This window comes from Methanotorris formicicus Mc-S-70 (assembly GCF_000243455.1).
Taxonomy (GTDB): Archaea; AGJL01; Methanococci; order Methanococcales; family Methanococcaceae; genus Methanotorris; species Methanotorris formicicus.
In genome coordinates, this window is the sequence record NZ_AGJL01000014.1 from 1 (window position 1) to 18,782 (window position 18,782).

General features: G+C 32.1%; 21 protein-coding genes and 1 pseudogene. 8 read left to right on the forward strand and 14 right to left on the reverse strand.

Going from position 1 to position 18,782, the window contains the following annotated elements:
• Positions 1-180: 180 nt before the first annotated feature.
• Both METFODRAFT_RS09955 and cobN read left to right on the forward strand, forming a co-directional pair.
• Positions 181-384 (forward strand): hypothetical protein, encoded by a 204-nt coding sequence (locus METFODRAFT_RS09955; protein WP_007043585.1) that lies wholly within the window; start codon positions 181-183, stop codon positions 382-384.
• Positions 385-467: 83 nt separating this feature from the next.
• Entirely contained in the window at positions 468-4,157 is a 3,690-nt protein-coding gene (cobN, locus tag METFODRAFT_RS03510; protein WP_048115482.1) for a cobaltochelatase subunit CobN, read from the forward strand.
• 156 nt (positions 4,158-4,313) lie between these two features.
• Here the strand turns inward: cobN and dapF are convergent, their stop codons facing one another.
• From dapF to cobY, 3 genes are all read right to left on the reverse strand, one after another.
• Positions 4,314-5,201: a diaminopimelate epimerase gene (gene dapF, locus METFODRAFT_RS03515; protein WP_007044159.1), complete on the reverse strand. Its 888-nt coding sequence runs from the start codon at positions 5,199-5,201 to the stop codon at positions 4,314-4,316.
• Between the two features lie 104 nt (positions 5,202-5,305).
• Entirely contained in the window at positions 5,306-5,554 is a 249-nt protein-coding gene (locus METFODRAFT_RS03520; RefSeq protein ID WP_048115484.1) for a PRC-barrel domain-containing protein, read from the reverse strand.
• Positions 5,555-5,586: 32 nt separating this feature from the next.
• Positions 5,587-6,189 carry an adenosylcobinamide-phosphate guanylyltransferase gene (cobY, locus tag METFODRAFT_RS03525; protein WP_048115487.1) on the reverse strand — a complete coding sequence of 201 codons (603 nt, stop codon included), beginning with the start codon at positions 6,187-6,189 and terminating at the stop codon, positions 5,587-5,589.
• A 174-nt stretch (positions 6,190-6,363) separates the two neighbouring features.
• On the opposite strand from cobY, the gene mch reads away from it, so the two are divergent.
• Positions 6,364-7,344 (forward strand): methenyltetrahydromethanopterin cyclohydrolase, encoded by a 981-nt coding sequence (mch, locus tag METFODRAFT_RS03530; protein ID WP_007044162.1) that lies wholly within the window; start codon positions 6,364-6,366, stop codon positions 7,342-7,344.
• A 63-nt stretch (positions 7,345-7,407) separates the two neighbouring features.
• On the opposite strand, the gene METFODRAFT_RS03535 is transcribed toward mch, so the two are convergent.
• From METFODRAFT_RS03535 to METFODRAFT_RS03575, 10 genes and pseudogenes are all read right to left on the reverse strand, one after another.
• Positions 7,408-8,190 carry a DUF166 domain-containing protein gene (locus tag METFODRAFT_RS03535; RefSeq protein ID WP_007044163.1) on the reverse strand — a complete coding sequence of 261 codons (783 nt, stop codon included), beginning with the start codon at positions 8,188-8,190 and terminating at the stop codon, positions 7,408-7,410.
• Between the two features lie 46 nt (positions 8,191-8,236).
• Positions 8,237-8,383, reverse strand: coding sequence for a hypothetical protein (locus METFODRAFT_RS11760; RefSeq protein WP_007044164.1), 147 nt, complete (start codon positions 8,381-8,383; stop codon positions 8,237-8,239).
• Between the two features lie 8 nt (positions 8,384-8,391).
• A complete protein-coding gene (locus tag METFODRAFT_RS11765) occupies positions 8,392-8,610 on the reverse strand; it encodes an arsenate reductase/protein-tyrosine-phosphatase family protein (protein WP_007044165.1) in 219 nt (72 codons plus the stop codon).
• Between the two features lie 8 nt (positions 8,611-8,618).
• A complete protein-coding gene (locus tag METFODRAFT_RS03545; RefSeq protein WP_007044166.1) occupies positions 8,619-9,374 on the reverse strand; it encodes a TatD family hydrolase in 756 nt (251 codons plus the stop codon).
• Positions 9,375-9,429: 55 nt separating this feature from the next.
• On the reverse strand, positions 9,430-9,771 hold the full coding sequence (locus METFODRAFT_RS03550) for a hypothetical protein (protein ID WP_007044167.1): 342 nt from the start codon (positions 9,769-9,771) through the stop codon (positions 9,430-9,432).
• Between the two features lie 117 nt (positions 9,772-9,888).
• Positions 9,889-10,239 carry a cupin domain-containing protein gene (locus tag METFODRAFT_RS03555; protein ID WP_007044168.1) on the reverse strand — a complete coding sequence of 117 codons (351 nt, stop codon included), beginning with the start codon at positions 10,237-10,239 and terminating at the stop codon, positions 9,889-9,891.
• A 72-nt stretch (positions 10,240-10,311) separates the two neighbouring features.
• A pseudogene (hcp, locus tag METFODRAFT_RS03560) lies at positions 10,312-11,959 on the reverse strand (hydroxylamine reductase).
• Positions 11,960-12,155: 196 nt separating this feature from the next.
• A complete protein-coding gene (locus METFODRAFT_RS03565) occupies positions 12,156-12,839 on the reverse strand; it encodes an ATP-binding protein (protein WP_007044171.1) in 684 nt (227 codons plus the stop codon).
• Positions 12,840-12,898: 59 nt separating this feature from the next.
• On the reverse strand, positions 12,899-13,219 hold the full coding sequence (locus METFODRAFT_RS03570; protein WP_007044172.1) for a CGGC domain-containing protein: 321 nt from the start codon (positions 13,217-13,219) through the stop codon (positions 12,899-12,901).
• A 195-nt stretch (positions 13,220-13,414) separates the two neighbouring features.
• Positions 13,415-13,822, reverse strand: a complete 408-nt coding sequence (locus METFODRAFT_RS03575; RefSeq protein WP_007044173.1) for a CopG family ribbon-helix-helix protein — start codon at positions 13,820-13,822, stop codon at positions 13,415-13,417.
• Positions 13,823-14,295: 473 nt separating this feature from the next.
• On the opposite strand from METFODRAFT_RS03575, the gene METFODRAFT_RS03580 reads away from it, so the two are divergent.
• The 5 genes from METFODRAFT_RS03580 to METFODRAFT_RS03595 all read left to right on the forward strand — a co-directional run bounded on the left by METFODRAFT_RS03580 (position 14,296) and on the right by METFODRAFT_RS03595 (position 17,809).
• Positions 14,296-15,210, forward strand: a complete 915-nt coding sequence (locus METFODRAFT_RS03580) for a TIGR00269 family protein (RefSeq protein WP_007044174.1) — start codon at positions 14,296-14,298, stop codon at positions 15,208-15,210.
• A gap of 33 nt (positions 15,211-15,243) precedes the next feature.
• Positions 15,244-16,413 carry a methanogenesis marker 16 metalloprotein gene (locus METFODRAFT_RS03585; protein ID WP_007044175.1) on the forward strand — a complete coding sequence of 390 codons (1,170 nt, stop codon included), beginning with the start codon at positions 15,244-15,246 and terminating at the stop codon, positions 16,411-16,413.
• A 326-nt stretch (positions 16,414-16,739) separates the two neighbouring features.
• Positions 16,740-16,973, forward strand: coding sequence for a beta-propeller domain-containing protein (locus METFODRAFT_RS11405; RefSeq protein WP_007044176.1), 234 nt, complete (start codon positions 16,740-16,742; stop codon positions 16,971-16,973).
• A gap of 47 nt (positions 16,974-17,020) precedes the next feature.
• Complete coding sequence (locus METFODRAFT_RS11410; RefSeq protein ID WP_245528898.1) at positions 17,021-17,218, forward strand: hypothetical protein; 198 nt, start codon at positions 17,021-17,023, stop codon at positions 17,216-17,218.
• A gap of 30 nt (positions 17,219-17,248) precedes the next feature.
• Positions 17,249-17,809 carry a hypothetical protein gene (locus METFODRAFT_RS03595; RefSeq protein ID WP_007044178.1) on the forward strand — a complete coding sequence of 187 codons (561 nt, stop codon included), beginning with the start codon at positions 17,249-17,251 and terminating at the stop codon, positions 17,807-17,809.
• On the opposite strand, the gene METFODRAFT_RS03600 is transcribed toward METFODRAFT_RS03595, so the two are convergent.
• Entirely contained in the window at positions 17,799-18,773 is a 975-nt protein-coding gene (locus METFODRAFT_RS03600) for an ABC transporter ATP-binding protein (protein ID WP_007044179.1), read from the reverse strand. The genes METFODRAFT_RS03595 and METFODRAFT_RS03600 overlap by 11 nt on opposite strands.
• Positions 18,774-18,782: the final 9 nt, after the last annotated feature.

The window sequence follows — 18,782 nt, forward strand, 5'->3', positions numbered from 1 at the left end:
CTGCTAGCATGGAGGTTTCACCGTTTTTTAACGAGTTATTTAAGTACTACCTATTTCTATTTTTTGGTCTTAATTTTAATAGTGTTAAATCACACTATCAGAAAGTTTATTTCGAAGCGATAAAAAGAAATTAGGCAAACTCTTCGAGTTTGCTACTCGCTTGCTACCGCAAGCGAAAACATGATTAAATCGTTTATAGAGAGAACAAAGTATAAAATATTGAATAAGTTGAGAAAAAGCATTGAGACCAACTTCTCAAAGTTAGTTGCGATGTTTTCTAAGCATATTCACGCTGTAAGCAAGAAAGGGCTGAGTGTTAAGCTCCTACTCTTCACAATCGCTTATAATCTTAAAGTGTTAGATGAAGTTAATTCAATTAAATAAATATTTAAATTTGTGATGGGAATTATGGTATAATTTATCAAAATCATTTGAAAGTTTTTTAACTTAATATGAATGGTGAAAATATGATAAAAATAGGGTTTGTCTCAACTGTTGATAGTGATGATTTGGTTTTTGAAGAGGCATATAAAGAAGTAAAAAAGTATGGGATTGAATTTAAAATATTGGATTATAAATGTGGCGAGGAGGAGTTTAAGGATTTCTTAGAGTTTATTAAAGATGCCAACATTGTATTTACAAAACTAATGGGAGGAAAAAGTGCATTTAGATATTTTGATGAATTAAAGGCATTTGTTGATAAATATAACATTCCATTCCTCCCACTCCCTACATTAAACGAAGTTCATCCAGATTTGGATGAGGCAACAACAGTGAGTGAGGAAGTTAAACTAAAGGTTATCAAATATTTGGGTTATGAAGGGGTTGAAAATTACAAAAACCTCTTATTATATTTGGCAAATAAGTTTGGGGATAAAAACATTCCCTATGAAGAACCAAAGCCCATGCCATGGCAGGGAATCTATTACAAAAACAAATACTTTGAAACTTTGGATGATTATTTGGATTATTTAAAAGAAATTGGTAAAGAAATAAATGGAAAACCAATAATAGGCATCCTATTTTACAGAAATTGGTTTATTGCAAACAATATCGATTATCTCAACGATTTAATTGAAATTGTTGAGGATAAAGGAGCAATACCTATAGCAGTTTTCACATCCCATTTAAAAAATGAATTAGGGGCTATTGGGACATTAGGAGTGTTTAAGAAATTTTTCTATAAAGATGGCAAACCATTCATTCATGCCTTAATAAATACAACCATGTTTACCTTATCCATGGGAGTTAAGGCAGATATCTTAAAGGATGAGCCAGAATTTTTGAAAGAGTTGAATGTCCCAATTTTGCAGGGGATTATAAGCACTGGATTTATTGAGAATTGGGAAAAATCAATATCTGGGATAAATCCAATTGATTTGGTCATTGGAATGGCCATGCCTGAATTTGATGGGGCAATAATACATTTCCCAATAGGGGGGAAGAAAAAGGTTAAAGATGGTGATGTTGGAGTTCCAATTATAAAATATAAGGCAATAAAAGATAGAGCAGAGAAAATTGTTGATTTGGCATTGAAATATGCAGATTTAAAGTTAAAACCAAACGATGAAAAAAAGATAGCGATAATTTTCCACAACTATCCCCCAAGGAATGATAAAATAGCAAGTGCTTTTGGATTGGATAGCCCTGAGAGCGTCTTAAATATATTGAAGGAGTTAAAAAAGAGAGGCTTTGTTGTTGATGAACTCTATGAAAATGGAACTGAACTGATTAAAAAAATGCTAAATTATGCAACAAATGATAAGAGATTTTTGACAGAAGAAGTTATAAAAAAGGCTGTAGGGAAAGTTAAGAAGGAAAATTATGAAAAATGGTTCAACTCATTATCTGAGAAAGTGAAGGAAGAATTAATCAAAAATTGGGGGGCAATTCCAGGGGAGATTATGAACTTTGATAATGCCTTAATAATCCCCGGAATAATAAATGGAAATATCTTCATCTCAGTTCAATCACCAAGGGGCTTTGGAGAAAATCCTTCCGCCATTTATCATTCCCCAGATATGCCACCAACACACTACTATATTGCTTTTTACAAATGGGTTAAGGAGGTTTTTAAAGCAGATGCAGTGATGCATATAGGAAAACATGGAAGTTTAGAATGGCTTCCAGGGAAAGGGGCAGGTTTATCAAGAAATTGCTATCCAGATATTTGTATGGAGTTGCCAAACATCTATCCATTTATTGTAAATAATCCAGGAGAGGGAACTCAGGCAAAGAGAAGAGCCTATGCAACAATAATAAGCCATTTAATCCCCCCAATGACAACATCTGATTTGTATGGGGATTTGGTGGAGTTGGAGAAGAATATTGATGAATACTATGAAACTGAAAATAAAGAAAAGAAGGAATTTTTAAAGAAGGAGATTTTGGATAAAATTAAGGAATTAAAGTTGGATGAGGATTTAATGGATGGGGAAGTTATAGATGAGGAAATAAATGAAGAAAACTTTGAAAAACTATTGAATAGGATTCACGATTATTTGGAGGAGTTAAAAAATAGGCAGATAAATGAAGGATTGCATATAATGGGAATTCCTCTAAAAGGGGAGAAATTGGTTAATATGCTCTTTATGATTATTAGATATCAATTCAATTATTTGGAGAAATTAGCGGAGGTCTTAGGTTATAATTGGGATAAATTAAATGAAAATAAAGGAAAGAACCACAAAATTATCGATAAGATAAATGAAATTGGAATAAATTTACTAAAGGAATATATGGAATATAATTTTGATGAAAACAAAATTGATGAACTAAAAACCATAAAACTTAACTCTGAACTAAAAGAAATCTTAAAAACCGTTTCAAAAATCTATAGGAATTTAATGAGGGTAAATGAAGAGATTGAAAATGCAGTAAATGCCTTAGAAGGAAAATATGTCCCACCAAAAATAGCGGGGGCACCAACAAAGGATATAAACTGCCTCCCTACGGGAAGAAACTTCTATTCATGCAACCCCCAAGAGATACCAACAAAAAGTGCCTATGAGATGGGAAAGAGATTATCTGATGATTTGATTAATAAGTATTTGGAGGAAGAAGGCAAATATCCCGAGTATTTAGGAATTATCGTTTGGGGTTCTCCTACAATGAGGACAAAGGGAGATGACATTGGAGAGATTTTGTATTTACTCGGAGTTAAGCCAGTTTGGAATAAGATGGGGAGGGTTGTTGGTATAGAGGTTATTCCATTGGAAGAATTAGGAAGGCCGAGAATTGATGTAACTTTAAGGATTAGTGGTTTATTTAGAGATACTTTTCCACAGGTTGTTGATTTAATCGATGAGGCAATAAGGACTGTTGCAAATTTGGATGAACCTGATGAGATGAATTATGTAAAAAAGCACTACAAGCAGGAAGTTGAGGAAAAATTAAAGAAGGGGATTGATGAGAAAATAGCAAGGGAGACAAGTTTATATAGAATATTCGGATGCAAGCCAGGATGTTATGGGGCTGGAGTTGCTGATTTATTAACTGAGAAGAATTGGGAATCGTTGGAGGATTTAGCAAAGGTTTATGTTGAATGGGGGGGCTATGTTTATGGGAAGGACATTTATGGTATTGAGGCAAAGGAAGAATTTATTAAAAGGCTTTCAAAGATTGAACTAACTGTTAAAAATGAAGATAGCCAAGAATGGGATATTTTTGAGGGGGATGACTTCAACAGTTATCACGGCGGGATGATTGCATCTGTAACTTACTACTCTGGTAAGCAACCAAAAAGTTATATTGGAGACACTTCAAACCCAAATAAGATAAAAACAAAACATTTGAAAGAAGAAGGAAAGCAAATATTTAGAACAAAAATAATGAATCCAAAGTGGATTGAAGGGATGAAGAAGCATGGATACAAAGGGGCAAGTGATTTCTCAAAGTATGTTGACCACATGTTCCAATGGGATGCAACATCAAACATAATAGACGATTGGATGTATGAGAAAATTGCTGAGAAGTATGTTTTTGATAAAGAGATGGAGGAGTTTTTTAAAGAAAATAACCCTTATGCCTTATTAAATATAACTGAAAGGTTATTAGAAGCAATAGAAAGAGGAATGTGGAAGACAGATGAAGAAACAAAGGAAAAATTAAGAAAGAAATACTTAGAAATCGAAGGAATGATAGAAGAGAAACTCTAAATTATCTAAGAAGCATAGCCCTCCTTCCAAATAATAAAATTCCACAAATACTGAAAATCTTGAATTGATTTAAATATGAAAATGGAAGGTATTTTTAAGGATTTTACACGGTAGATTACAAAAAATTTCCATAGGTTAATTAAAAACTTCAACTCATTACCAAACAATATTCAATAACTTCCCATCATAAACCATCACTGCATCTCCAATCATATAAACTCCATCTTCTTTAATCTCAATTTCTAAATCACCACCATCTAAATGAGCCAAAACCTTGCTTTTTGTTTTTCCAAGTTTATTCGCTATAATAACTGAACTTGTTGTTCCAGTTCCACATGCTGTTGTATATCCCGCTCCCCTTTCCCAAGTGAGTATTTTTATTTCATCGTCATTCAAAACTTCAACAAAATGCACATTTATTCTCTCTGGGAAAACTTTGTGGTATTCAATTTCTTTTCCAATAACATCCAAATGCTTTCTTGCGAAATCTAAATCAATGCCGTTATCTTCAACAAAAATCACTGCATGTGGATTTCCCACATTCACAACACTCAATTTTACCTTTTTTAGGTATGGGTTGTTGAGTTCAATCTCCCCATTTATAAACCCATCATCTTCATCATATCCATCAATTTTCATTGGAATGTCTTTTAATTTGAATTTTGGAGTTCCCATATAGACCTTTATTTTCTTAACTTCATCATTTTCAATCTCCATTTCGGATATCCTTAAACCGCCTTTGGTCTCAACCCTTAAAGGATTTTTCTTTAAAACTCTCTCATATACATACTTTGAGAAACACCTAATCCCATTTCCACACATCTCTGCCTCAGAGCCATCACTGTTAAAGATTCTAAACCTCACATCAAACTCATCACTTGTTGCCTTTTGGATAAAGATGACTCCATCAGCCCCAACTGAAAACCCTCTTCTACAAATTTTTTTGGAAAATTCTTCTTTATCTTCTTCTTTTACAACTTCCCCATCAAACTCATTTATAACAATATAATCATTTCCCAAGGCGTGCATTTTTGTAAATTCCATGTTATCCACCCATATTTATTTGAATATTCAAATTTTACATTAACCATAAAAATACAAAAAATAAAAATAAAAGTAAATCATAACTAAAAGATATAAAAATAATCTTATGCCTTTTTGTTTATCTTCGATTCATCTATTACAACAACATCCTTTATAGCATTTACAATCTTAAATGGGATTAATGTGTAGTTCTCATCACTTGGGGGGATTGGACTTTGTGGTGAAGGTTCAACATTCAATGAAACAACCTTACCAGTTTCTTCATCAATGATTATGTCCTCAACTGTTCCAATAATACTTCCTAAATTTCCAACAATAGATCTTCCAAATAATGCTCTAACTGGTATCTTCATAATTTCCACCTTAGTTGTGTTTACATTGTATTCTAAGGACATATCTCCCTATATTTACTTAATTGTTTTAATAATTTTTCAGCAAGTATTTTATCCTCCCAAGTATTTACGTTTATTAATACTTCATCAACCACCATAACTTCCTCTATCTGCTCCCCATATTTTGGACTTATGATATTAATTCCTGCTGGAATATACCCATCCAACTCCATTGTAGGATTTCCAAGATAGTTGTCTTTTTTTACCATTACACATAAAGCCTCTACTTTATTATTAATACCCCTAATGTTTAGGTAGTAATTTATAATATTATTAATAGTTTTCGGTTTAATTGTAGGAATATCGGATGAAACAACCAAAAAAGGTGATGAAAAATATTTTATTGCCTCATTTAAATCCTCAACATATCCATTTCCAGAAGTTTTTATTAAAACTATATCTCTATATTTTTCTTTTAGATATTGTTCTGTTTTTGGTGTGTTTTTGGATACTGCAACAAATATTTTTTCAATATTGGATTGTGTAAGTGTCTCAATAATATAATCTATCATAAACTTACCATTTATCTCCACCAATGGCTTCTCTACATATCCCATACGAGTTCCTTTTCCTCCTGCCATTACCAATACATCCATATTTTCACTAACGTTGATGTTTTGAGTAATCCATACTGTTACTTAAGATTCCTTATTATTGTTTTAAATGATTTAATATATTTTTTCCCTGAATTCAAATCAAAAATTATAAAAATTATAAAAATGCTATAAAAGAGTGTTGTCTAAGAGGAATAAAATTTTTTAGGTGGAAGGATGTTGAGTGTAAACTTAAAATCTTTTGAAATTGTTAAAAGGATGATGGAAAATGCAGAAGAATTAAATATTGAAGTTAAGAAATTGGAAAATGGATCTACTGTTTTAGATTGTGGGGTTAACGTACCTGGAAGTTGGGAGGCAGGAAAGTTATTTACAAAAATCTGTTTGGGTGGATTAGCCCACGTAGGTATTTCATTAAGTCCATGTAGTTGTGGTGGCTTTAACTTACCTCAAGTTAAGATAAAAACATCCCACCCAGCAATTGCTACATTAGGTGCTCAAAAAGCAGGATGGGCTATTAAAGTTGGAAAATACTTTGCAATGGGTTCAGGTCCTGCAAGAGCATTGGCAAAAAAACCAAAAGAAACATACGAAGAGATAGGATATGAGGATAATGCAGGTGTTGCTGTTCTCTGTTTAGAAGCAAGTGCATTACCAAATGAAGAAGTTGCTGAACATGTTGCTAATCAATGTAATTTAGAGCCATCAAACGTCTATTTATTAGTTGCTCCAACAAGTTCATTAGTTGGTTCAATACAAATTAGTGGTAGGGTTGTTGAAAATGGAACCTACAAGATGTTGGAGGTTTTAGATTTCGATGTCAAAAAAGTTAAATATGCTGCTGGAATTGCCCCAGTTGCCCCAATTATTGGAGATGACTTTGCAATGATGGGAGCAACAAACGACATGGTTTTATATGGAGGAAGAACATTCTACTACATTGAGAGCGATGAAAACGATGATATAGAGGCTTTATGCAAATCATTACCATCCTGCACATCAAATGATTATGGAAAGCCATTCATGGAAGTATTTAAGGCAGCAAACTATGACTTCTATAAGATAGATAAAGGAATGTTTGCTCCTGCTGTAGTAACCATTAACGATATGAGAACAGGAAAGGTCTACACCTATGGAGAGATAAATGTAGAGGTTCTTAAAAAATCATTAAAAATAACAGAATTGAAAAAAGAATAATTTTTTAGTTCTATCTTAATTTTTTTTCTTTTATTTATTTTTAATTACTTTTTATTTTGAAATTTAGATTAATCTTCCACAATTTCCAGAACAAAATTTATTTTCGCATTTGTATTTGTTTAGTGCCTTTTTTATGCTTTCAATTGCAATATATCCCGCCTCATGTAGGATGGTATCCTCCAACTCCTTATCATACTCCATACTTCCTAAGCATGGGTAGTTGTGATGGGCATTGGCAATCTCCTCTTTTAAACCTTTAATTTCTTTGTTTTTTATTCTCTTTGCAATATAGTAGGTTTCTCCACAAGGGGCAGAGATTTTAACTTTAACATCTTTAATAGTGTGCCCTTCAACCTCTATCTCCAATTCTGGCTTTCCTATTCTGAAGTAATCGATAAATTTGTTGATGGTTTCATTTCCCTCTTTTTTCTCCAATGAGCAGAATGGTTTTGGATTTTCAAATTCTATATTATATTCTTTGCAAATTCTCTTTAAATCTCTCCTCAGTGCAGGAGATAAATCATGTGGAGTTTCAGAAGGAACTATTAAACCTTTATAATTTTTTTCTTTTAATAACAATGGGAGTTCATACAATAAATCCTCATGCAGTTGAGCAATGCAAACATCTCCCTCTGGAAGTTCTGGGAGGTATTCGTAAGGGTCATCTATGAATTCCTCCTTAGCCTCCTTTACAACAACATTTTTTACATCGTCCTTAAAACTCCAATCTCCTCTGCAGTTATAGCAATCCTCGCAAATCTTACAAAAATCCGATTCATTTAACAAATTTTTATAGAATTTTTCCATCCTATTATTTCCTTCGTGATAGATAAATACTGCTTTCATAATATTCACCTGCAATAATTAATTAAATAAATTGGACTAATATCTTTTAAGGAATTTGCAAGTTCTCTAACCTTCTCTTCATCTCATCTCTAACTTTTCTATAAACTTCAATATCTTTTCCTTTTGGGTCTTCAATATTCCAACTTATATGTTTTTTTGCTGGAACGAAAGGGCAAGAGTTTAAACATCCCATTGTAACAACTACATCAAACTCCTTAACTTTTTAACAACCTCATCTATTGTTTGGGGCTTTTCTTTTGCCTCTAAATTCTTTTCCCTTAAAACCTCAACAACTTTCTCATCAATGCCATCTGTTTTCTCAACTCCCGCACTGAAGGCATTTAAACCAAATTTCTTTGCAAACGCCTCTGCCATTACACTTCTTCTTTTATTGTGGATACAAACAAATAAAACCTTCATATTCTCCCTTATAACCTATAGAATTCCTTTGCGTTCTTATAAACTGAATCAATTATTTTCTCTTCTTCAACACCAATTTTTTTCATATATAACTTAGTTCTTGGTAATGCATAGATATCTGCCTTCAAACTCCCCAAATCACTGCTTAAAATAAATTTTTTGTTATAATTTTTTATTATCTCTGCCGCTTCTTCATGGCTTATTTTCATTGATGGTTGGACAGTTAAACCAACGTAAACATCCCTATCAATTAAATCTACCGTCTCTTTGTTTATGTGGTCAATCATAACTAAATTATCTTTTATTTTAACCTCATCTAAAATTTTTAGGATTTCAATTAATGCCTCTTTTTTGTTTTTCTCTGGTGTATGGACTATTATCGGCATGTTGTAATCTTTAGCTAAAATCAATTGCTCTCTTAAAAGTTTTTTCTCATCCTCATTTAAGTAGTGCAATCCTGTCTCCCCAATAGCAACGACATTCTCATTTTCTAAAAATTCAGGAAGTTTTTTTATTAAAACCTCCCAATTCTTTGGATAACCCATAGGATGAACTCCCAATGCAACTTTAACCTCTACACCAGCCATTTTTCCTCTTTTTACTTCTAAATTAATCAATCTATCCCAATGGTCTAAATAAACTTCTGGAACGCTCATTTTGTATGGGTCATGAGAGCAGGTTATGATTGTTTCAATCCCACTCAATGCCATTTTTTCTAAATCTTCAAAACTCCTAACATCTAAATGGGTGTGGGCATCAATCATCATAATCTCACCTCAAAGTTTTTAATCAATAAAATAATAAAAAATAGTTTTGATTTTATTTTAAGTAGAAATAGAATTTTTCATCACTTGTAAGGCAGTGTATTGTTGTCTGTCTAATTCCAAAGGTCATTCCACTCTCTTTTATAAGTTTTTTCTCCAATTCAATAGTTTCTCTTAATATTTCTTTTATATCCCCACTCAATTCAACATTTATTTTTGGTTTTTCCCCAATATACATTAGGTATTTTTCATATAACGCTTCAACATCCTTCATTTGACTAACAGCAATATCATCATATAATTTATTTTTATATTCCTCGATTGATTTAAACTTACATATTAGTAAGAGTTTTATTTTATTATAGATGATTTTTTCCATTAATTCTTTTACTTCCATATTTTCACCATAAACTAAAAATTAAACCAAATAATATTTTAATTTAGATTTGTGATATAATTAATATGAAAAAATATTAAAATGTAATTACTTCATCGTACTCATTCAATTTTTAGTTTATTCGCACTTTATAGCCTCTTCAGGAGCATTTAATTTCTTTGGATGTGGAGCTTTTACTACAAAGAACTCCAATATATCAGAATTTAAGTTTTGAATGAGCATCTTTACATTAAATGGGACATATACAATAGTTCCTTCTTTGTAGTTGTGTGGTTCTTGGTCTTCTAAGGTTAAAGTCATCTCTCCTTTGATAATTATCAAATGTACGTAAGAGTTTGAATAGTGTTTAGGCATTTGCTCTCCTTTTGGCAATATAATATGGTTGATTTGAACATGCTCGGTATTGACAATTTTTTCAACAACCTTTGTTATAGCATCTTTTTTAAATTCATAAACTTTTTCTATCATTTATATCACCTCAAAATTCTTAAAAAATTGGTTATAAAGTATTAAGAGAAAGATTTAATAGATGTAGGAAATTTATCCAACTAATTTTTTGATATCTTCATCAACTGTTGAGATTGTTGAGATTCCAAACTTCTCAACCAATACTTTCACCACATTTGGTGATAGGAATGCTGGTATTGTTGGACCTAATGCTATATTCTTAACTCCTAAGTAGAGCAATGCTAATAAGACAGTAACTGCCTTTTGCTCATACCATGCAATGTTGTAAGCGATTGGGAGTTCATTTATGTCCTCTAACCCAAGAACTTCTTTTAACTTCAATGCAACTACTGCTAATGAATAACTATCATTACACTGCCCAGCATCTAATACTCTTGGAATTCCATCAATGTCTCCTAAATCTAATTTAATGAATCTGTATTTTGCACATCCACATGTCAATATAACTGTGTCTTTTGGTAATTTCTTAGCAAATTCAGTGTAGTATTCTCTTGTCTTGTGTCTTCCATCACATCCAGCCATTACAACGAATTTTCTTATCTTTCCGCTTTTAACGGCTTCAACTATCTTATCTGCCAATGCTAAAACTTGATTATGAGCGAATCCTCCAACGATTTTTCCTTCTTCAAGTGGTGTTGGTGGTTTACACTTTTTAGCGTGTTCAATAACTTCTGAGAAGTCCTTAGTTCCATCTTCTCTTACAGGAATTCTCTTCAATCCAGGATAGCCAACTTCATTTGTTACATAAACTCTATCTTTGTATGAGTCTTTTGGTGGAACTAAACAATTTGTTGTCATAACTATTGGACCGTTGAATTTCTCAAACTCCTCTTTTTGGAATGGCCATGAACCTCCATAGTTTCCTACAAAGTGTTCATATTTCTTAAAGAATGGATAATAATGGGCAGGTAACATCTCAGAGTGTGTATAAACATCAACTCCTGCATCTTTACTTTGCTCTAATAACTGCTCTAAGTCCTTTAAGTCATGACCACTAATCAATAATTCCTGGTCTGTCTCTAACTCCTAAGTTAACTTCAGTTATTTCTGGATGTCCATAAGTTTCAGTGTTTGCTTTGTCTAATAATGCTAATGTTTCTACTGCATATTTTCCTGTTTCCATTGCTAAGTTAAAGAGTTCATCAGCATCTTTACTATCAACAAGTTTTGTCATTGCTCTAACTATAAACTTATGGATTTCTTCATTGTTATAGCCGAGATGCATTGCATGGCTTAAATAGGCACCAATTCCCTTAATCCCATAAGTTATAAGTTCTTTTAAAGACCTTATATCTTCATTATCCTCTGCTAATACACTAACTTCTTTTGCTTTTGATAATTCTATTATGTCATTATCATTTTCATAATTCCATGTTGCACAGTGAGGAAGTTCTTCTTTATTTAAATTGGTTTTTTCAATAACTTTTTCCCTCAAAGTGACTCCTTTCTTTATCCAATCTATTACATCTTTATCGTCAAAATTGACATTTGTGATTGTTACAAATAATGCCTTTGGTATGTATTCCATAACTTCATCATCTAAGTAGTTACCCTTATTACATGCATAGCATAAACCTTTTATAGTATAAACCAATAAATCTTGAAGGTTTGCTACATTATCTTTCTTCCCACAAACCCCCACTACTGTACATCCTTCATTTCTTGCAGCCTCTTGGCATTGGAAACAGAACATATTTGTTGGTCTTGGAGTGTATTCCATATTTTCACCTATTAAATTTTTTAATTGTAAGCCAATCCTTTACGAGAGCATTTTAGATTGCACTTTACAATTAATTTTTTCTTTTTCTATCATATAAATAGGTTTTTGACCATCTTTTTTTAGAAATTTGGACAATTAGTATTTACAGCCATGGAGATGTTAGATATAATTATTATGAATAATTTTAGTTTTAGTATTACTCTAACACTTTTCCATCAATTGAAATAACATGCTTTTTTATTTCACAATCAATCCCCTCAAGTGCCTTTTTTACTAAGTTATACATGCTATGACAGCAAGGAACGCTCATTATTACAACATCAACCTTTTTTATGTTGTTTAATTTAACAATTGCTCTTATTTTCTCCATATATCCAGAAGTGTCATCCAATTTGGGACATCCAATAGCCAAAACCTTTTCTTTTAAGAATTTTTTGTGGAAATTAGCATAGGCGAATGGAACACAGTCCGCTGCAATAATAAGTTCGGCATTTTTGAAGTATGGGGCAGTTGGATTCAATAGATGAAGTTGTATAGGCCAATTCATTAACTCTGAACTTATTTCTACATCATTATCTTCTTCTGATTTTTCCCTTTTCAATGTCATTGCCATTGAACCAGGACATTTATGTCCTGAATGTTGGTGTTCATCAACTTCAATTTCTTCTTTTGTTATTTTTATTGCATCTACTGGGCATACATCTAAACATGTTCCTATTCCATCGCAATAAACTTCTTTTTCTTTATTAACCTTAACCTTTTTAGTTTCTGGGTCTGGAATTAGAATATTTTCTTCACATGCTTTAACACATAGCCCGCATTCTTCATAACCAAGACACTTATCTTGGTCGACTTCAATTCTATATCTCATTATTTTCATAAATACCACCAATTTAAATATCCAAATTTATCTAAGAAATAAAAGATTAAAGTTTTGATTTAGAAGTGAGAACCAATTACAACTTTTGCCCCCATCTTTTCAATCTCCCCCTTCATTTCTTCGACATACCTGCATTTTGGTTTAAGTGCATCCATGCAGGTTGCAAAGTGAACAACTTCCAATCCATGCTTTTCTATTAGTTGTTTTATTTGATTCAATCCTAATCTTCCTGGACATCCATCACATGTTATCATGGTTAAGAACTCAACATCCTCATAGTCCTTAAATGTGTCTTTCTTGTTTAATGCTGCTGTCACACAACCTACTGCAGGGCAAGTCTTTGCCGCACTGTCGCACCTTAAAATTGCAACTTTTGTCATTTTTTCACCATATTTATTTTTATTGACAAATAATATGCAGTATTTAATAATATAAAAAGATTTTTGACCATTTTAACTTAAAAAAATAGATAATAATTATTTTTTTGTTAAAGATTGAAGATATAATTTTTATGAAATAATAAAAGAATCGTAGGAATTTTTGAATGTAATTTTTAACCCATAACAAAAGTTAGGTTAAAATATAACGACTTTATCATAAATCTTTCCATCAATCTTTGAAATCTCTTCATAAAATTCAGATATTTCCTTTGCATCCCCTTCAACAACAAAAATCTCTACTTTCTTATTTTTACCACATGATGTTGTTATATAAGATTGATTTAATGATTTAACCACATCATTATATTTAAAATACAATTTACTCATCTTTTCCATCGACTCCTTTGTTGGAGTGTATACTACAATAATAATTCCGCTAATATTTCCATCCTTATCTAATGAATTACTCTCTAAGATGTGTTTTCTCACTGCATCCCTAATTAATTCACTCCTACTTGAGTATCCTTTCTTCTTAACTACATCATCTATTTCTTTTAAAAGAAATTTTGAAAATGATATACTGATTCTCTCAACGTTTACCATACTACCACTTCAAACTTTTCTTCTTTTTTACCAACTAGATTTATGTTAAATTTGTTAACAAGGGATTCTAAAACTTCAGAGGGTTTTTTATCTACAATAGACATCATAAATTTAAATTATTATGTTTTGTTGACATGGTTTTGCGTTAGAATTGATATAATTAACCTATTTCAAAATTTAAGGCAAATACAACATTTAAAACGGATATATAAATAAATTCCTAAAATTCACAAACAATTATAATTGAAATTATCCTAATAGGAACGACCATAATTTCTACTTTATCGTAAGACATAAGTATTATAATATACATTTAACACTGTTTAGATATTTATAATTTGCAATAAGATTTCCGAAAGATCATAAATTGGGAATTTTAAATAAAGAATATTATATCTTTAATTTTATTTGGATAATGCAAATAAATAAATGTAGTATTTTTGTGTAATTGAAAAATTATGGGGTAGAGTATGATGAAATGCAGTAAATGTGGAAGTAAGGCAATATATCATCAAAAATACTCTGGTCTATATTTATGCAAAGAGTGTTTTATAAAGGATGTTGAAAGAAAGGTGAGAAAATCTCTCGGCAAAAAAATCATAAAAAACAATATGAAAATAGGCGTTGGATTGAGTGGAGGAAAGGATAGTGTGGTTATGACATACATATTAAATAAATTCTTTGAAACAATCCCAAATTCAGAGATTGTCGTATTTTTTGTAGATGAGGGTATAAAGGGGTTTAGAGAAGTAGCGAGAAAATTTGTTATAGAATTTTGTGAAAGATACGACATAAAATACAAAATCATCCCACTTAAAGAAGAACTTGGGATTACCCTTGATGATATTGTGAAGATTGCAAGAGAAAAAAATATAACTTTAAATCCATGTTCCTTTTGTGGTGTAATGAGGAGGAAATTATTAAACAAATATGCATTAAAAGAGGGATGTAATTATTTAGCCATAGGGCACAACTTGGATGACATATCTCAGGCAATAATGATGAACTATATAGATGGATCTATAGAAAAACTTGTTAGATTGGGTAAAGATGCAGAGCATCCGCTTTTGGTGAAGAGGATAAGGCCCCTAAAATACATCCCGGAGGAAGAGGTTCAGTTGTATGCTGATTTAGTTGGATTAAAGTATCAAAAAGAACCTTGTCCTTACTCATCAATCTCATATAGGGCAGAAATAAGTGAGATTATTGACAAACTTGAAGACAGCCATCCAGGAACAAGGCATTCAATTGTAAGTGGCTTTGAAAAATTAATTAAGCACTTGGATATTAAAATGGAAGTAAAAACATGCAAGATTTGTGGAGAACCAAGTTCAGGAGATATCTGCAAGGTTTGCTTATGGATGGAGAAGTTGGGACTTAGAGTATAGTCGTTTGCATTATAAAAATAAAAAGGTGAATCTATGGATAAGATAGTGGTTACAATAGATGAGTTAAAAAAGATGATAAGGAATAATGAGGAAGATAAAATAGATGAAATAGATATTGTCACAGCAGCAACATGCGGTATAATGTCTGGAACAATGGCAATCTTTCACATCCCTATGAAAGACAAGTTTAGAAAAGCAGAGAAGGTATATTTAAATGGCATTAAGAGTTTCCCAGGACCATGTCCAAACGAATATCTTGGCAGTGTGGATGTGGTTGTTTTTGGAACAGAACATAGTGAGGATTATGGAGGAGGATTTTTGTTTAAGGATTTGGTGAGAGGGAAGGAAGTTGAGGTAAAGGTTGAATGTGATGGAAAAATATACACAAATGAAATAACTCTTGAGGAGATTCCAACTGCAAGGATGATTGGAACAAGAATGGCATTTAAAAACTACGTTGCAGTTACAAACCTTGGAGATGAACCAATAAAAACAATATTCCATAGAAAGTTTTTGAGAAAAGGAGAGGCATCATTCTCAGGTTGTGGGGAAATAAACCCACTACAAAATATGCACGTGGATGAGAAGGAACTTGTTGGTAAGAAGATTTTGTTGAATGGTTCTGAAGGTGTTATATTAGGATTTGGAACAAGACACTCTAAGGAAAAACCAAACATCATGATTTCTGCAGATATGCATAATATGGATGCCTACTATTTAGGTGGTTTTATAACCTCAGCAGGATCGGAGGTATTCAACACTATAGCAATTCCAATAGAGGTGGATGAGAAGCATAAGGAGTATTTAAAGAAACTTGATGAATATATTGACTTGCCATTGACAAATGTCATTGGTAGGAATATTGTGGATGTTGGGAAATATTCAGAGGTTTGGAAAGATGTTGATTTAAGACCTCATGTTAATGTATATAGGTGTAGAAATTGTGATTTTTGCATAGTTGAGGAGTTGTGTCCAACAAAGGCAGTAAGAAGGGTGGAGCATTTAGGTGGGAGAAGGTTACCTAATGAAGATTGCTTTGGATGTGGAGTTTGTGCAACAAGTTGTCCTTATGGGATATATCAGATGAAATTAGGTAGTATATTAGATATTCCAATAACATGCAGGCAATCTGATAGAGAGAGAGCATTAAAACTTGCTGAAGAATTAAAAGAGAGGATTATTAAGGGAGAATTTGATATTTAGGCAGATTAATTTTAAATTTTCTAAACATTAAAAAATAATAGTGGTGCCCTATTTTGGGGGTCGGAACCTTTAACCCGTCTCGGTGTCAGCCATAAGGCCTCATCCACAATAATATTATAATCAGTATTAATCACATTTTAGTATTAATAATTTTTAATTTATATTACTTTCGATATAAAATTATCTAATTAGTATTATTAAGATTGTTAAAAATAAGTCCATTATACATTTGAAATAGTAAAATCAAAGGGGCAAAGTATATTGAGGTTACTGAAACCATTCAAAGATATTTAAATTCCCTTCCATCTGAAAAGAGACATAATTTAATGAAAGAAATAGAAAATGACTTTGAAGATTATTTAGAAAGACATTGGGAGGATTATGAATTTACTGGAATAGTTAAAATTGACTTAAAAACTTTTGAAGTTAAGAGTGGAAAGGTTAGCGGGCATCTCTTAAACAACTTCGCCATGGATGAATTTAACAACCATTTAAGAGTGGCAACAACAATTGGGAACTGGAGATTTAGAAATAAGATGACAAACAACATCTATCTTTAAGAGACTATCATGCCTTTTTATGGGATGAGAAGTATAAAATCTTCTTCATTCCAGTTCATAACCATGCATACATCTTCAAAGTGAGTAATGGAGAGATTGAGATGGTTAATGATGATGAACATAAAGGAGTAGTATTGAGAGCTTTATTTATAAACAACTATTTATATACATTCTCACGAACGGAGATGCATGTATTGGATGAGAATATCTGGGAATTAATTAAAAAGATAGAGTTTGATAAATAATTTCCATATATAGTTAGATGAGGTAGAATTATGATGCTTTACGTTCCATACTTAGTTTTTGAGGTTAATGGGAAAGAATATATGATAGATGCCTATTTTTCAAAGAAGCTTGAGAAGATTGAGAGGGTCTCAGCACTAATTAAACCAATAGACAGAGATTTACCAAAAACTGCTAAAAATCATCTCCCAATATTATTAAAAGAGAATGAATTGGAAGAATTTTTAAAAAAATTATTTGTTGAAGTTTATGAACAATCTGGAGAGAGATTGAATGCAAGATTAAAACATATGAGAAGATGGAACATATTTAGATTTATAGGCATTCCTGTAGGATTTTTAAGACATATAAAGAGAGAAGAAGATCTTGCAAAAGAAAATAGGGAGACAATGTTATCCTTAGCTATATTAAGAAAAATCCTTGACATTAAAAATCCAGAAGACATAAACAGCATAAAAATAACTGCAAAATACTACCTCTACTATAAAATTGAAATTAAAGGCAACCAAATTTTTAATGAGAAGGGAAAAGATATCATATACACTCAACTCCTTGAGATTGATAACGGATTTAAAAAATCCTTTAATATTTAGCATAAAGCCAGCAAGCAACGTAGTGGTTTTTCTCAACTTCAATCATTGGAGGTTCTTTCTCTCTGCAGATGTCTTTTACATAAGGACATCTTGGATGAAACCTACAACCACTTGGAGGATTAATTGGACTTGGTGGCTCTCCTTTAACAATCTTACGTTTTGCTTTAAGTTCTTTAGCAATTTCTGGGTTTGGAACTGGAATGGAGGAGAGGAGCATCTGGGTGTATGGGTGGAGAGGATTTTCAAAGATACTCTCTGAAGAACCAAGCTCAACGAGCTTTCCAAGATACATAACACCCATTCTATGGCTCATATACTTAACAACAGCCAAATCGTGTGAGATAAAGAGATATGCAAATCCATACTCTTTCTGTAAATCCTTGAGGATGTTTAAGATATTTGCCTGAACTGAAACATCCAACGCAGACGTTGGTTCATCAAGCACAATGAACTCTGGTTTTAATGCCAAAATCCTTGCCAAAGAAATCCTCTGCCTTTGTCCTCCACTGAACTCATGTGGATATCTATAAAGATGGCTCTCATTCAAACCAACACTCTCCAATAGATTTATAACAAACTCTTCTGGATTGTCTACCTCAATACCATGAAATCTAACTGGCTCCATGATGATTTGAAAGACCGTCTGTCTTGGGTTTAGAGATGAGTATGGGTCTTGAAACATTATTTGAGCTTTCCTTCTAAACCATTTTAGCTCATTGCCTTTAAGTTTCACCACATCTTTGCCTTTAAATAGTATCTCCCCAGCACTTGGCTCTATTAAACAAAGAATTGCCCTTCCAGTTGTTGTTTTACCACAACCACTCTCCCCAACTAATCCAAACGTCTCTCCTCTATATATATCAAAGCTTATGTCATCAACTGCCTTAACAAATCCTTTTGTAGAGAACAATCCCTTTATAGGAAAGTATTTTTTCAGATGTTTAACTTCCAATACTTTTTCCATAATTTCACC